Annotated in this window: 12 protein-coding genes and 1 riboswitch; of the genes, 10 read left to right on the top strand and 2 right to left on the bottom strand. The window is 60.5% G+C overall.

Annotation, left to right across the window (positions count from 1 at the left end; genetic code table 11):
* Positions 1 to 139: 139 nt before the first annotated feature.
* Positions 140 to 3,958: an autotransporter outer membrane beta-barrel domain-containing protein gene (locus FGA82_RS19305; protein ID WP_141128300.1), complete on the bottom strand. Its 3,819-nt coding sequence runs from the start codon at positions 3,956 to 3,958 to the stop codon at positions 140 to 142.
* A 166-nt stretch (positions 3,959 to 4,124) separates the two neighbouring features.
* A riboswitch (cobalamin riboswitch) is annotated at positions 4,125 to 4,330 on the top strand.
* Positions 4,331 to 4,423: 93 nt separating this feature from the next.
* Here FGA82_RS19305 and FGA82_RS19300 point away from each other — a divergent pair.
* From FGA82_RS19300 to FGA82_RS19265, 8 genes are all read left to right on the top strand, one after another.
* A complete protein-coding gene (locus tag FGA82_RS19300) occupies positions 4,424 to 6,361 on the top strand; it encodes a TonB-dependent receptor plug domain-containing protein (protein WP_141128299.1) in 1,938 nt (645 codons plus the stop codon).
* Positions 6,361 to 6,720 (top strand): (2Fe-2S) ferredoxin domain-containing protein, encoded by a 360-nt coding sequence (locus FGA82_RS19295; RefSeq protein ID WP_141128298.1) that lies wholly within the window; start codon positions 6,361 to 6,363, stop codon positions 6,718 to 6,720. Before FGA82_RS19300 ends, FGA82_RS19295 begins: the two co-directional genes overlap by 1 nt.
* Positions 6,717 to 7,634: an ABC transporter substrate-binding protein gene (locus FGA82_RS19290; RefSeq protein WP_141128297.1), complete on the top strand. Its 918-nt coding sequence runs from the start codon at positions 6,717 to 6,719 to the stop codon at positions 7,632 to 7,634. Before FGA82_RS19295 ends, FGA82_RS19290 begins: the two co-directional genes overlap by 4 nt.
* 54 nt (positions 7,635 to 7,688) lie before the next feature.
* Positions 7,689 to 7,892 (top strand): PLD nuclease N-terminal domain-containing protein, encoded by a 204-nt coding sequence (locus FGA82_RS19285; protein WP_007916127.1) that lies wholly within the window; start codon positions 7,689 to 7,691, stop codon positions 7,890 to 7,892.
* 238 nt (positions 7,893 to 8,130) lie between these two features.
* A complete protein-coding gene (locus tag FGA82_RS19280) occupies positions 8,131 to 8,607 on the top strand; it encodes a hemerythrin domain-containing protein (protein WP_141128296.1) in 477 nt (158 codons plus the stop codon).
* Between the two features lie 104 nt (positions 8,608 to 8,711).
* Entirely contained in the window at positions 8,712 to 9,800 is a 1,089-nt protein-coding gene (locus FGA82_RS19275) for an NAD(P)/FAD-dependent oxidoreductase (protein ID WP_141128375.1), read from the top strand.
* A gap of 45 nt (positions 9,801 to 9,845) precedes the next feature.
* Positions 9,846 to 10,163, top strand: coding sequence for an isochorismate lyase (locus tag FGA82_RS19270; RefSeq protein ID WP_141128295.1), 318 nt, complete (start codon positions 9,846 to 9,848; stop codon positions 10,161 to 10,163).
* A 56-nt stretch (positions 10,164 to 10,219) separates the two neighbouring features.
* Positions 10,220 to 11,620 (top strand): PLP-dependent aminotransferase family protein, encoded by a 1,401-nt coding sequence (locus tag FGA82_RS19265; protein ID WP_141128294.1) that lies wholly within the window; start codon positions 10,220 to 10,222, stop codon positions 11,618 to 11,620.
* On the opposite strand, the gene panB is transcribed toward FGA82_RS19265, so the two are convergent.
* Positions 11,617 to 12,432, bottom strand: a complete 816-nt coding sequence (gene panB / locus FGA82_RS19260) for a 3-methyl-2-oxobutanoate hydroxymethyltransferase (protein WP_141128293.1) — start codon at positions 12,430 to 12,432, stop codon at positions 11,617 to 11,619. The two genes, FGA82_RS19265 and panB, sit on opposite strands and share 4 nt — an antisense overlap.
* A gap of 264 nt (positions 12,433 to 12,696) precedes the next feature.
* On the opposite strand from panB, the gene FGA82_RS19255 reads away from it, so the two are divergent.
* Both FGA82_RS19255 and FGA82_RS19250 read left to right on the top strand, forming a co-directional pair.
* Positions 12,697 to 13,179, top strand: a complete 483-nt coding sequence (locus FGA82_RS19255; RefSeq protein WP_141128292.1) for a GNAT family N-acetyltransferase — start codon at positions 12,697 to 12,699, stop codon at positions 13,177 to 13,179.
* A gap of 19 nt (positions 13,180 to 13,198) precedes the next feature.
* On the top strand, positions 13,199 to 13,888 hold the full coding sequence (locus FGA82_RS19250; protein WP_141128291.1) for a phytanoyl-CoA dioxygenase family protein: 690 nt from the start codon (positions 13,199 to 13,201) through the stop codon (positions 13,886 to 13,888).
* Position 13,889 lies beyond the last annotated feature (1 nt).

The raw sequence follows: 13,889 nt of genomic DNA, 5'->3' as shown, positions 1-13,889 counted from the left end.
GGGCCGAACGTCAGCAAGCCATCCACTGTCGGAGTGAGCTTGCTCGCGATAGCGGTGTGTCAGGTGTTGATCTGCTATTTGATACACGGCTATCGCGAGCAGGCTCACTCCTACAGGGCTTGCGGCGTGTACAAAAGTTCTAGAAATTGATCTTGAACCCCAGCATCGCGTCATACCCGTGGCTGTCACCGTCGAACCCCTGCCGATAGCCGGCTGACGCGGTAAACGTGGTGCGCTGATTGGCCTGGTAATCCACCCCGACATTCACTTCACCCCACGTGCCCTGAATATCCGACTCGAACGGGATGTACCCCGACTCAGAAGAAAACTCGGTTTTCGGCTGCCCCTTGAATTCATGCCAGATGCTCGGCCGGATCCAGCCGTTGGTACGCCGTGCGCTCTTGTCGACGCCCTCGGTGTCCCAATCCTTGGCGATGCGCACGCCGGCGCGGCCGATCAGTGAGTCCACATCCTTGAAGCGAATGTTCGCGCCGACGTCATCACTGCTGTCCAGATCGACGTAGCTGTAGATCGCCTGCAATTGCGGTTCGATGTACCAGTCTTTGTCGACTTCGAACGGATAGCCGTTTTCCAGCGAGGCGGTGTAACCCCAGCCGCGGGTTTTCAGTTTGGCCAGGTCGTTGGGTTTGGCTTCGATGTCGAAGCGATTGACCTGCAATACGCCGTCCAGATACCAGCCGGAGGGGCCGAAGTGTGTCCAGTAGGCGCCGACGCCGTAAGCGCGCAAGGTGTCTTCGCCGGCGGCGCGCCGGGTGTAGTGGCTGACGCCGGCGTCGATGGTGCCGGCGGACAACGACAGCCCGGCCTGTTCGTGACTGCCGTCAGGCCGGTCCTTGCGGTAGAGGTCGGTGCCGACCTGAAAAGCCGTCAGGTCGTAGTTGTATTCGGGGGTATTGCCCAAGGCGTTTTTGCGGTCGCCGTCCTGTTTACCGCTGCGGTAGATCACCCGCCCCCAACCCATCGACGGCGCCAAGGTGGATTCGTCTTCCCTGGGCAACGGATCACCGCGATTCAGACGCTCCTCGCCGACCCGCTCGTGAAGGGTGTCGACCATCGTCCGGCCGTAAACCAGCGCTAACGCCGGGACAGCACCGTACAGCGATACTTCCGGACGGTAATTGGGTACCGGGGACGGATCGGGATCAGGACCGGGAGGACCGTCCGGAGGCACGGCGTCCGAACGCAGATACCAGGTGTCCTTGCCGCTACCATCCTCGGCGCCTTGTTGCAGGCGATATTCGTAGGGCCCGGCGACCACACGCCGGGCCAGTTGAAACGCATTGGCGTCACTCGCAGCTTCGGATTTATTCAGCAGTTCGACCACCGCAATGCCGTTACCCTGAGTCAGTTCGCCCTGTCCGCCGACGTTACTCACGATCACGCCGGTGGTGCGGCCACTGGCGGTGGTCGTCGAATCCACCACCAGCATGTCGGAGAGACTGTTTGTGCCGCCACCATTCAACGTGGTGTTAAGCAGCAGCCGGCCGCCATTGGACACGAACACCCCGCCGCCATCGGTGCCGGCGGTGTTGGCCCCGCTGATCAGCAACACATTGCCAACCGTGTTGCTGCCGGCAGCAAGGTCGAGCGTGCCGCTGTGGGTGAATCGGTTTACACCGAGCAACTGCCCCTGCACGGCGGCGCCCAGCGTTGGGGTGTTGGCCGTTTGCCCCAAAGGCAGATAGGCGCCGCTGGCATTGAAGTTGACGATGCCCGTCGCCGGTTGCGCCGCCAGACGAATCACACCGCTGTTGTCGATGCTGTTGGCGCCCGATGAGCCGAGATCACTGACGGCAACACCCCAGGTATCACCACTGCCACTGCCGCTGCTGGCGGTAAAGTTGCGCAGCGTCCAGGTGCCGCTGTTGGCCACTGAACTGGCCGCGCTGACGGCATTCACGGCGCCGGTCATTTGCCCGGTGTTGTTCAGCGCAAACGTCGTGCCCGGCGTGGTCGCGTCAGCGCGCACGGCGACATCGCTGAGCGCACCGATCGCACCTGAGTTGTTCAACGTCTGGCTCGCACCACCGAGGGCGACACCGCTGCTGTCGCCTCGCCCGCCCTGAAGGGTTGCCGTGTTGGTCACTGTGGCGCTGCCGCCCTCGGTCAACGCGTCAATCGCCGACGAATCGATACCCCGCGCAGTGATCACGCCCGTGTTGTTGACCGTCAGCGCCGCTGCACCCGAGGCTTCGGCAAGAATGCCCTGACTGTCGCTCGCACCGAGCGTCTGGATCGCGCCGCTGTTGACCACGCTTTGCGCGCCAGTGACCGACAGCGTACGAATGCCGCGCTGTTGATCGCCACGCGCAATCAATTCCCCACTGTTGTTGACGCTCAACGTGCCCAGCCCGCTGCCCGAATTGAAGGCATTGCCGGCCAGAATCGCCGCACCCTGGCCGTTGACGTCGATCAGCGGACCATTGAACACAACACCCACGTCGCCGCCCAGCGTCAGCGCCTGGATACCAAAGGCGCCAATGCCACTGCCATCGCCCGAACCGGCGTTGGAATGAGTGATGATCGTACCGCCCGCGTTGACGTTGACCGTGCCCGTCGGCGACTGGGTCGAGGCATAGATGCCGTTGGCGTTGCTGTGCAGGGTTTCGATGCGATTGCCGCGATAATTGATCTGGACGCTGCCCCCGGTCGAGTCGACCCGTATACCGCCCGCGCCAAAACCACTGGCAAACAGATCTCCCGAGTAATCGATCAGCACATTGTTGTTTTCGGCGCTGACAATGATCGCGTAGGCCCGGGTGGTGTTGATGTCGCCGAGGACGTTGATGTTGCCGCTACCGGTGATCGCGACATCACCGGTGCCGCGCTTGATCACGTAGATCGCCCGCGAACCGGCAGCGTTGGCCGTGCTGCCGACGTTGATGGCGGCATTGTTCTCGATGCTGATCGAACCGCTGCCGCCGACGTTGTCATTGGCATAGATACCGTGCGCGGCGCCGCCCGTCGTCGTGATAGCGCCATTGTTGACGATGGCGATGCTGCCGACCGTGGCAAACGAACGGATGCCGAAACCGTTGAGGCCGCTGGTGGTCAGCGTCCCGCTGTTGGTGAGGCGGGTAAGGCCATTGCCGCCTTCGGTGAACAGACCAAAGGCGTTCATGCCGATGCTCTGCACGTTCGCCGCGTTGATCAGTGTGGTGTTGCCATTGACTGCGCGGGTATGCACGCCGGCGTGGTTGCCAATGCCGGCAGTAGGCAAGGTGTCGTCGATGATCGGAAGACCGGCCGACAGTGCATCATCGTTGTTGACCAGAATGTTGACGCCACTGCCGACGCTGACATTGGTCTCGCCGCTGCCCGTGGCTTTGGTCCAGATGCCGTTGCCGCCAAGCAAAGTGATCTGGCCAGTGCCCTGATGATTGAGGTTGATCGCCCCGCCGCCGCTGGCATTGATGTCGATGCCGTCGTGTTCATTGCCGACCACGGTGTTGAGGATATTCAGCGTGGCACCGGAACTCACCGAGAACGTCGACGACCCGGCGCCGGCATTGGTTATCGCCAGCGCGTCCAGGCCACTGCCACCGACATTGACGGTGTTGGTTCCACCATTGACGCTCAGGCTAGCGTTGCCGGTGGTGCCGATGACATTGGCAAACACCGCGTTGGCGGCCGTCGGTGGGGTGCTGTCCACCGTGGTGCCGCTGAGTGTCAGCGTGGTGTTGGCGTCGTTGCCGCGACTGTTCAGCGAGGAACCGGCGGTGGTGGTGATGGTGGTGCCCGTCTGAGTGCTGATCGAGGCATCGACGCCGGCCGCCGGCAAACAGGTTTGCGAGAGGTTGTAAGCACCCGCCGCCAAAGGCCCGCACGCGGCCTGCACATCTGCGAGCACCAGGGTATTGGCCATGGCGACCAGTAAAGCGTGGCGAATGAAATGCGGGGCGTGCCCGCCGTGAGGATGGCCGCTGGCACCGTGCATGAAAACCTCCCTGTTCAGCGTACCTGGCGTATCCCTCACGCCTGTCGACGCCACGCGATATTGCGTTGTGATTACCGTTATAGACCTTAGTAGTTATTTCGAAAGTTGTTAATTCGCGGGTCGAGGACCTGTATTGGCAAGTTGACGAACGGTCTGTCGAGTGTTCAGATGCCGCCCAGTTTCAGGTGTCCCATGCCGCCGTGCATGGGGTGAAACGGGAAACCGGTACGTTCTTTTCGAACAAGTCCGGTGCTGCCCCCGCAACGGTATGCGCGTGATGCTTTCGATACACCACTGTGGCCACACGGCCATGGGAAGGTGAAAGCCTCGATACGCGCGAGCCCGGAGACCGGCCTGGAATTTCTGTTTGGCAAAATCCTGCGGTGGGCGGGCATGGGCCGGTATTGGCTGTGCGCGATGCCTTCTCCTGCATGCTCTTCTGCGAAGATCCTTTTCGAGAAGACAATGATTCGACCTTTCTACACTTCTGCTCCAACCCTCTTGTTCGGCTGCCTGTTCAGCCCTCTGCTGCTGGCGGATGACGCACCACTGGAACTCAATCAGCAAATCGTTTCCGCACCGTCGGTGGAATCCACCACGGTCGCCGAGATGGCGAAGTTCGGCAGCAAAGTCGAGATCGTCAGCCGCGAGCAGATCGAACGCGCCGGCCCCAGCGCCGATGTCAGCCGCGTGATGCAGATGTTCATTCCCGGCCTGTACGTCGCGCCGAAAAACGGCCCGTTCGACTACGGCACCTATTCGCTGCTGGGTGGGCGCAACGACGACACGCTGATCCTGCTCGACGGCGTGCGCCTGAACAATCGCCTGTACGGCGGCCTCTATCTGGACACCCTGCCGGCCAACGCCATCGAACGCATCGAAGTGCTCAAGGGTGGCCAGAGTCTGTTGTTCGGCACTCAAGCCGTTTCCGGCGTTATCAATATCGTCACCCGCAGCCCGCAGTCGCGCAAAGCCGCCGGCGAAGTGAATCTCGGCGTGGACACTTTCGGCGGCACCACCGAAGACGCCCGGGTCGAGAATATTTTCACTAACGGTTTCGGCGATCTTGGTTTGCTGGCGTATGTCAGCCACAACGTTTCCGACGGTTACCAGCCGTATCGCAACCGCGACATGAAAAATGTCAGCGAGAAGAACCGCGCCTACGAAGTCACCACCTTCGGCGGCAAGGCAATTCAGTCGTTTGGCGATGATTCGCGGCTGGAACTGTTCTACCAATACGCCGACGCCAACCTCGACTTCGCCCGCCCGGTCGACAACCACAAGACCACCAACGACCGCGTGCAGCAGATCGCCACGGCAACGTTCGAGCAGACCATGAATGAGCGCCTGAGCTACTTCGTCAAAGGCCATATCAACGACTGGGACACGCGCTACACCCGCGTTAACAACGTCGATGGCGGCGGTACCAAAGTCATCAACCACAACGACTATTGGGGCTTCACCGATTGGGGTGTGCAGGCCGAAGGCAAGGCTGAATTGCCCGGCGGCCATGTACTGGTGTTCGGCAGCGACAACCAATGGTTCAAGGGCCAGGACGACGTGCTGATCGTCGACAACGATAAGGCCGAAGCCCATGCGTTCTACACGCAACTGCGCCCGCAGATCGACGCCCTGCCCGACTGGCACCCGAGCATCGGTGTGCGTCACGAAGCCATGAGCGGCGGCGACAGTGCCACGGTCGGCATGCTCACTTCGCTGTATGACCTCAACGAAAACTGGTCGGTGCGCGGCCAATACGGCAGCGCTTACAAACTGCCGAACGCCGAGCAACTGTTCGTCAATGAACCGGGCGACGAGATCGGCAATCGCAATCTCAAGCCGGAAAAAAGCCGCAACGCCGAACTGGGTGTCGACTACAAAGGCTTCCTCCTGGATCGTGAATTCAGCGCCAGCGTGACCCTGTTCAAACGCAAGATCGACGACCTGATCACCCTCGATGACATTCAGTGGGTCAACGGCGAAGGCACGATCCAGATGCGCGGTTTCGAGGCCGACGCCAAGCTCGCGCTCAATGAGCAGTGGAGCCTGCAAGCAGACATGACCCGCAACCTCACCGAGTCGCGCACCGGTGCGACCATCAACGATATTCCGAGCTTCTTCGCCCGATCGCGGGTCGGCTATGAATCGGAAAATCGTCTGTGGGGTGCTGGCGGTGCGATTCGCTATATCCGCGACATCAAAAGCTCGAAACAAGTTGAATACGGCAACTATTCGGTGGTCGACGCCGATGCTTATCGCTACCTCGACAACGCCCACCAACACCGCGTGAGCCTGCTGGTAGAAAACCTCTTCGACCGCGATTACGTCACCAGCCGTTCAAGCAACGTCGATAACCTTGGCCGACCGCTCACCTCCGAAGTGCGCTACACGTACCGCTTCTGATGAGTGAAATCAAAACCGTCGACGGCGTCGACACGCACCCGGACTGGTCGCACGTGCCCGAGCATGCGCGCCATGTGTTCCTCTGCACCGGCCCGCGCTGCACCCAGCGCGGCGCCTTGCAGCTATGGAAAACCCTGCGCCGGCATTTGCTGGCACACGATCGTATCGAGACCCCGGGCGGCGTCTTGCTGACCCGCACGCACTGCCAGTTTCCGTGCAGTCTGGGGCCGATTGTGACGGTGTATCCCGAGCGTTGCTGGTATGGCGTGCGCAACGATGAAGAGGTGCAGCGGTTGGTCGAGGGTCATCTGGTGGGCGGAAAGGTGGTCGCGAATTTACTGATCAAGGCGCGGACATGAGATCGATTGTGTACGCACTTCTCGCCCTGCTCTGCTCCACGCCCGTGCTCGCCGACAGTTACCGCAATTGCGGCGAGGACTGGAGCACCGTTCAGCCTTCACGCATCGTCGCGCTCAATCAGCATGCGGCAGATATCGTCCTGGCGCTGGGTGCCGGGCCAGCGCTGGTTGGCGTGGCCTACCTGGATGACACCGATGCCGGTCAGCGCCAAGCCGAGTATTTCGGCGTGCCGGTGATCGCGCGCCAATACCCGGCCAGCGAAGTGCTTTACGCACAGAAACCGGATCTGGTGATCGGTGGTTTTGCCACGGCATTCGGCGACGGTGTGACTTCGCGCTCGGGGCTGGCGCGTAATGGCGTGGGTTCGTATCTATTGGAGTCGGCCTGCAACGGGCATTCGCTGGATTACTTCGCGCATGTGCGCAACGACTTGCTGACCTTGGGCAAACTGCTGCACAGACAGCCACAGGCGCAGCAATTGAGCGCGGCAATGGACGCCGATCTCGCCAGCGCCCGAGCCTTGGCCGGTGCGGGTAAACCGCTGTCGGTGTTCTATCTCGACAGCGAGGTCAAAGGCCTCGACAGCGAAGGTCGGCGTGGCTTTGTCACCCCGCTGTTGGCCGCCGTCGGTGCACGCAATGTGTTCGCCGAGATCAATCTTTATCGGGTGACCGTCAACAGCGAAACCCTGCTGGCCAGCGACCCGGACGTAATCCTGCTCGCCGACGCCGAATGGTCGCCCGCCAGTCGTAAACGTTATCTGTTGACCCACGACCCGGTGCTCTCGCAACTGCGTGCCGTGCGTGAAAACCGAATGATCGAGATCCCTTTCACCCATCTGCTGCCGACCTTCAACAGCGGCCGGGTGGCACTGGAACTCGCTCGCCAGCTCAATGCACCGAAGAAAAAATAAATGAACCCGCCGCCCCCCACGCCACCTAACGAACAGACCATCAGGAGGTAGCCAATGCAAATCGAAACCGTGTGGATCGTACTGGCGGCAGTTCTTCTGCTTATCGAACTTTGGGCCATCAATCGGGTGCGCAAGAGCGAGGGGAAAGCGAGCAATAAAGGCGTGTGGATCGTGCTGATCGTGTTTGTGCCGCTGTTTGGTTTGATTGCCTGGGCGTTGGCGGGGCCCAAGCATGTCAGTCAGCATTCGGCGTCGTAACCTGATTGATTTGCCGTGGTGCGGGCTTGCCATCTGACGAAGCCGTGATCTGCAATGCCTGCAACGCCCTCTTCATGCAGGCTGCACGAAGGCTTTTTGCCTGTTAAGCCGCAAGCCCCTGATCCAGAGCGATTGAGCATCCGCCACGGACTGGCACGCCAAATGCGGCTGATACAGGGCATTCACAGCTCCGTGAAACAGCGGCCTGTGTTCACTCCGTGACAGTAGAGGCAACGCCATGAACGCCATCGACCTTCTCAAAGCCGATCATGCAAAAGTCAAAGACATCCTTAGCCAACTCAGCGATTCAACTGACCGCGCGCTGAAAAAACGTGTCGAGCTGTTGGGCAAACTGGAAATGGAAATCTCCATCCATACCCGCCTTGAAGAGGAAATTCTCTACCCCGCGTTCAAGGCTGCCGGCAGCAAGGAACAGGACGTCATGTACTTCGAAGCCAAGGAAGAACACCGCACCGTGGACTCGCTGGTGCTGCCCGATCTGAAACTCACCGACCCGGGCACTCCGGAGTTTTCCGGTCGAGTGAAAGTGGTCAAGGAACTGCTCGAACACCATATCGAAGAGGAAGAAACGGAAATGTTTCCTCAAGCGAAGAAGCTGTTGGGCAAGGAAAAACTCGAAGAGTTGGGCGCGCAGATGGAGGCCATGAAGGCCAGCTACAAGAAGGAAATCGCTGCAGGGAATATGGCCGCTTAACGTATTGCAAACCGACGAGCCCGGCTATGGCCGGGCTTTTTTTCTGGTTGCTCGCAGCGTCTCCCTGCTGCAGGATCAGTCGATCGACAACAGGGAATGTTGAAATGGATCAGAAAGTACGTGAGCGAATCGTGGTGGTTGGTGCGGGCATCGTCGGCGCCTCACTTGCGTACTACCTGTCAGGCAAAGGGGCGCACGTCACGCTGATCGAGGCTGACGAGATCGCGAGCGGCGTGACGGCAAGCTCTTTCGCCTGGATCAATGCCACGCACGCCGGCGCTGATCCGATTGCGCCGTTGCGCGGTATGGCCATAGAAGCCTACCGACGACTCGAAACCGAGCTGCCGGATTTGCAGATTCGCTGGACCGGAGCTTTGTCGTACAACGAATCAGCAGAGTATCCGGCGTCGGCGACATTGTTATCGTCTGACGAGGTGCTTGCCCGCGAACCCAATCTGAAAAATCCCCCACCGTGCGCGTTGTATCGCGCGGAAGAAGGCGCACTCGACGCCGTGCAGGCCACCCACGCCTTGATTGCCGGCGCCCAGGCGCGGGGCGCGCAATTGCTCACGCACACCCGAGTGACCGCTTTCAAAACCTGCAACGCAGATGTCACCGGCGTTGAAACCTCAGCGGGCACGTTTGATGCCGACCTTGTGGTGCTTGCCGCAGGGACTGGCACCCGGCAATTAACACAGATGCTCAACGTCTCCCTGCCCATCGAGGCCTCGCCGGCCATTTTCATCCGTTACAAGACCCAACCGGGCCTCGTCAAAGGCATCATCTCCAGCCCCGAAATGGAAGTTCGGCAAACTGCCGACGGCACGTTGCTGGCCGCGGAAGATTATCTGGGAGAGGCGCCGGGCAACTCGCCGACAGACATCGCCCGGCAAACCGCCGAAGCCATACGCAAAGAACTTCACGGGGTGTTTTTCATTGCGCCGCAAACCGTCGCCGTCGGAATCCGGCCGATGCCCGCTGATGGCATCCCCGTGGTCGGTTACTTGCCAGGTGTCGGCGGGGTCTACGTTTGCGCGATGCATCCCGGTGTGACGCTCGCGGCAATCGTCGGGCGCCTCGCCAGTGAAGAGCTGCTGGATCGCCAGTCATCCGCAGCCCTTGCACCGTGCCGCCCAGAGCGTTTTTTTCAGAATTCCGGCAAAGTGACAAACAACGCTGCTCTTACCCGCTGAAAACCCGCCGCAATACCACCAATAACTCGAGAGGCACAGACGCACATGGACGTCATCAACACGTTACAACCCGCCGACTGTGCGGACATGCAAGATATTCGAAGTGAAATCGACCGACTCGATCAAGCGGTGATCAAACTGCTGGGCAAGCGCTTTCAGTACGTACTCGCGGCCTCGAAGTTCAAGACCTCGGCGACCTCAGTGCGGGCACCGGAGCGTTTTCAGGCGATGCTGGCAACCCGTCGCGACTGGGCCGAAAACGAAGGCTTGAATGCAGATGCCATTGAAAAAATGTACTGCGACCTGGTCAATCACTTCATTGCTGAAGAGATGAAGCACTGGGCGGCGCAAACGAACAGCTGACTGCTTTGGCGCAATCTTTCGTTTGCGCCGTAGGCTGACAATCAAGGAAAACAGCATTGACGCCCCCCAAGGACACCGCGTTCGCCTATCAAGCGGTCTACCACTACCTCATCGGATTGATCGAGGCGGCCAGTGGCACGACTGAACAGAAACTGCCGTCCCTGCGACAACTGGCTCTGCGCCTCGGCGTTTCGGTGTCGACGACCAAATACGCCTACGCATTGCTCGAGGACGAAGGCAGAATTCACGCCAAAGCCAGGTTCGGCTATTTCACCCGGTCAATACCGGCGGCGCCTGTGACGACCAACTCCGGCAACCTTCTCGACCACGTCTTCGCCAGCGCCCGTCAGCCCGGCATGCTGGCCCTGAGCAGCGATGCGCCGGCGATGCTGCTGTCGCTGCAGGGGCCGTTGTTGATGATGGAGCGTGAGCTGACTCGCCAATACCCGCCCTCGAATGCACCGCTCTATCAGCCTCTTGGCGAGCCGGAATTGCGCGCGGCCCTGGCGGAACGCTACACCCGTTCCGCTCGCAACCACTGGCAGGCCGAACAGGTGTATATCGGCGCGGACCTGCGCAGCGTATTGGAGTTGTCGCTCAGTGCCTTGAATCTCGGTGGCACTGTGGCGCTGGTGGAATCGCCCTGCTCGTGGGCAATTCTGCGCCAGTTGCAGGCGGCCAATATCCGCGTCATCGAAATGCCCCTCGACGATGACGGCCGCTTCAACCTGCCTGCATTGAAGGCGTTACTGATGCGCGAACCGGTGCGCCTGGCAGTGTTTTCCTCCACGGTGAATATTCCTCAGGGCCAGTTGATGCCGGCCCACGACAAGCAGCAGATCTGTGACTGGCTGGCCGAGCGCGATATCTGGCTGTTCGAAAACGACACGTGGGGCGAGTTGAGTTTCTCCCGGTCAGCCGCGCGTTATCGCGACTTTGCCGATCCGGACAAGCTGCTGGTGTTCTCGACATTCGACAAGATTATTGGCGGCGAAGCGCCGTACGGCTACGTGCTGTGTCGCCAGCAGGCCGCGCCATTTCATCGACTGTTTATGCAGCGCGGATTTCGCCTCTCGCCGATGCGGCAGAAAGCGATTGCCAGACTCTACAACTCCAGGCGCATTGACCAGCACTTGACTATGCTGCGCGCGCTGTTGCTCAAGCGCAGGCAACAGCTGCAGACCTTGCTGGAAGAGCACGGCAACGACCAGTGGCAGGTCGTCGCCCCGCAAGGTGGTGCGAGCTTCTGGCTCAAGGCCGTGCGTCCGATCGACATGCAACGGGTGTTCGAGCGCCTGCTGGCTGAGCGGATCGTCATCGCCCCCGGCGAAATCTTCAGCCAGCAAGGTGCCTGGAAACAGCATCTGCGCCTGAGTTACACCCTCGACTGGGACAAGGACATCGGCCACGCAGTGAAACGCCTGGCGCAGGCGATCACCGAAGAACACCGCGTCTAGAGTCCGTAGCAATGCCGCGCTTCAGGAAACCGACCATGGCGCACATCGTCAGCAAACTGCGCACAAGCCTCGCTGATCACCGCACCGACATCGGCGTACCGTTTGACGAAACGCGGCAGATGCTCACCGCCCAGGCCGAGTACATCTTCGGTGACCAGCACCTGCCCGTCGCAGGCCGGTGAGGCGCCAATGCCGATGGTGGGCATTGGCGAGTCCAGCGTAATCTGCCGCGCCACGCCTTCGGCCACCCCCTCCAGTAACAGGCTGAAGGCGCCGGCATCGAGATTGGCCCGGGCATCTTCGGCTATTACCGCGCCGCTTTCAGCCGTCAGGCCCTGGGCCTTGAAACCGCCCATGACATTGACGAACTGCGGCATCAACCCGACATGGGCCATGACCGGAATACCACGCGCCACGAGAAATTCGACAGTGGACGCCAAGGCCTTGTTGGCCTCCAGCTTCACCGCATCACAACCGGTCCGCGCCAGCACCTGAGCGCAATTGCGAAAGGCTTGTTCATTGGATTCCTGATAACTGCCGAACGGCATGTCGGCCACCACACAGGCCAGGCGCGTACTATCGACCACCGCCCGCGTGTGGCCGATGATTTCTTCGAGCTGCATGCTCAGCGTCGAGGCGCGGCCATAACCGACCATGGCCGTGGAATCGCCGACCAGAATGAAGTCGACGATCGGGTCGATCAGCGTGGCAATACTGCTGGAATACGCCGTCAGCGAGACGATTTTCTGCTGGCCTTTCATCGCGACCAGTTGCGGTACAGTCAGGCGTTTGGTGCGGGTATGCAGGCTCATGGGCGACTCTCCGAGGCTGCCGTCCGTGAACGATAAATGTCGCCAGATTGAATGCGTAACGCTTCCATACAGTGCCCAACTCCAAAAGATTCGAGCGCTCGATTATTCGTTTAACGCAGAAACATTCAATGCACAGATTGGCCTGAAAAAGCGACCCAGACGCACCCTGCTTCGTTGAAATGCACACAGGATCCGGGATGCTTTATTTCGCCGTTTGCCGCAGGATGCGAGGCTTATGAACACATCCAGGGAGCAATTTTTATCATGGAAAAAATCATTACCTACCGCACCGCCACCGCCGACGATGCGCTGGCAATGAGCGAACTGGGCCAATTGCTCAACGCGGTCCACCACGCCGCCCGCCCCGATATCTATGCCGCCGCCACCGAAGATTTCGCCCGCGACTTGCCGCACTGGGCCGGAGTATTCGAAAAGTCCGGTCAGATTGTCTTCATCGCCAGCGCCGGTGAACGGCCCGTCGCGTTCATTACCGCCAACCTGTCCGCCAGTTCCGGGCCGTTGATGCAGCCGCAGAATGTTGTTCGCATCGGTTCGGTGTGTGTCGCCGAGCCGTTCTGGGGCAAAGGCATTGGCCGCGCGCTGATTCAACGGGTCAAGGACTGGGCCATCGAGCAGAATGCGCAGGACTTGCGCCTGACGGTCTGGCCTTTCAACGAGCGTGCGGTGCGCATGTATGCCGAGTTCGGTTTCGAGACCCGTGCCCTGGAGATGGGCGTTCGATTGTAAGGAGCGGACACGTCCAATCATGAATAAACGTGAACAGCTCCATCAGCAGGGTTTTGCCCTGCTCCGTCGCGCTATACCCGCCAAATGGCTGGACGACCTGCGCCAGGCGTTCGATGCGGGTGTGCTGCCGTCAGATCGCTGGCCCGTCCCACGGGGTCAGGACTGGCGCCATTCGCTGTTGGATGAGCATGCGAGCGTGCGCGCGGTGTGTCGCTTGCCAGCGCTGTTGGCCGTGGTCGGTGAGCTGATCGCGGAGCGCTTCTTTCTGTCCCAGGTCGAGGGTCGTGAACCGCTTTCGGGTGGCGGTCATCAGCAACTGCATCGCGACTTGTCCGCACAGCGCCCCGGCGACTGTGCGGTGGCCCTGGCTTTTTTCGATGACTATGGCACCGACAACGGCGCGACCCGTCTCGTCCCCGGCAGCCATCGCCCCGCGCCGGGAGCGCCGCCCGTAGATATCAATGACGAGACGCGATCGGTCCAGCTCGCGGGCCGTGCGGGCGACATTCTGGTGTTCGATGTCGACCTGTTACATGCCAGCAGCCGGAATCTGCTGGGTGGGCGCCGGCGTTCGATTCTGATCAACTATTGGGCCGAGCCGCTGTACGCGTCTCACCGGCAAACCGTGGGTCTGCGAAATATCCGCATGGACCCTATCGAATGGTTCGATCCTGCCGACAACATTCTGGTGGACACCGAGGGGTTTTAAC

It is taken from the genome of Pseudomonas fluorescens, assembly GCF_005938625.1.
GTDB lineage: Bacteria > Pseudomonadota > Gammaproteobacteria > Pseudomonadales > Pseudomonadaceae > Aquipseudomonas > Aquipseudomonas fluorescens_BD.
The sequence above is the reverse complement of the archived record's forward strand: the minus strand, read 5'-3'. Positions and strand labels throughout refer to the sequence as shown.

Excerpts from the sequence above, each read along its gene's own strand:
- FGA82_RS19300 (WP_141128299.1), top strand. The coding sequence starts at position 4,424 with ATGATTCGACCTTTCTACACTTCTGCTCCAACCCTCTTGTTCGGCTGC.
- FGA82_RS19285 (WP_007916127.1), top strand. The coding sequence starts at position 7,689 with ATGCAAATCGAAACCGTGTGGATCGTACTGGCGGCAGTTCTTCTGCTT.
- FGA82_RS19275 (WP_141128375.1), top strand. The coding sequence starts at position 8,712 with ATGGATCAGAAAGTACGTGAGCGAATCGTGGTGGTTGGTGCGGGCATC.
- FGA82_RS19280 (WP_141128296.1), top strand. The coding sequence starts at position 8,131 with ATGAACGCCATCGACCTTCTCAAAGCCGATCATGCAAAAGTCAAAGAC.
- FGA82_RS19255 (WP_141128292.1), top strand. The coding sequence starts at position 12,697 with ATGGAAAAAATCATTACCTACCGCACCGCCACCGCCGACGATGCGCTG.
- FGA82_RS19305 (WP_141128300.1), bottom strand. The coding sequence starts at position 3,958 with ATGCACGGTGCCAGCGGCCATCCTCACGGCGGGCACGCCCCGCATTTC.
- FGA82_RS19270 (WP_141128295.1), top strand. The coding sequence starts at position 9,846 with ATGGACGTCATCAACACGTTACAACCCGCCGACTGTGCGGACATGCAA.
- FGA82_RS19290 (WP_141128297.1), top strand. The coding sequence starts at position 6,717 with ATGAGATCGATTGTGTACGCACTTCTCGCCCTGCTCTGCTCCACGCCC.
- FGA82_RS19295 (WP_141128298.1), top strand. The coding sequence starts at position 6,361 with ATGAGTGAAATCAAAACCGTCGACGGCGTCGACACGCACCCGGACTGG.
- panB (WP_141128293.1), bottom strand. The coding sequence starts at position 12,432 with ATGAGCCTGCATACCCGCACCAAACGCCTGACTGTACCGCAACTGGTC.
- FGA82_RS19250 (WP_141128291.1), top strand. The coding sequence starts at position 13,199 with ATGAATAAACGTGAACAGCTCCATCAGCAGGGTTTTGCCCTGCTCCGT.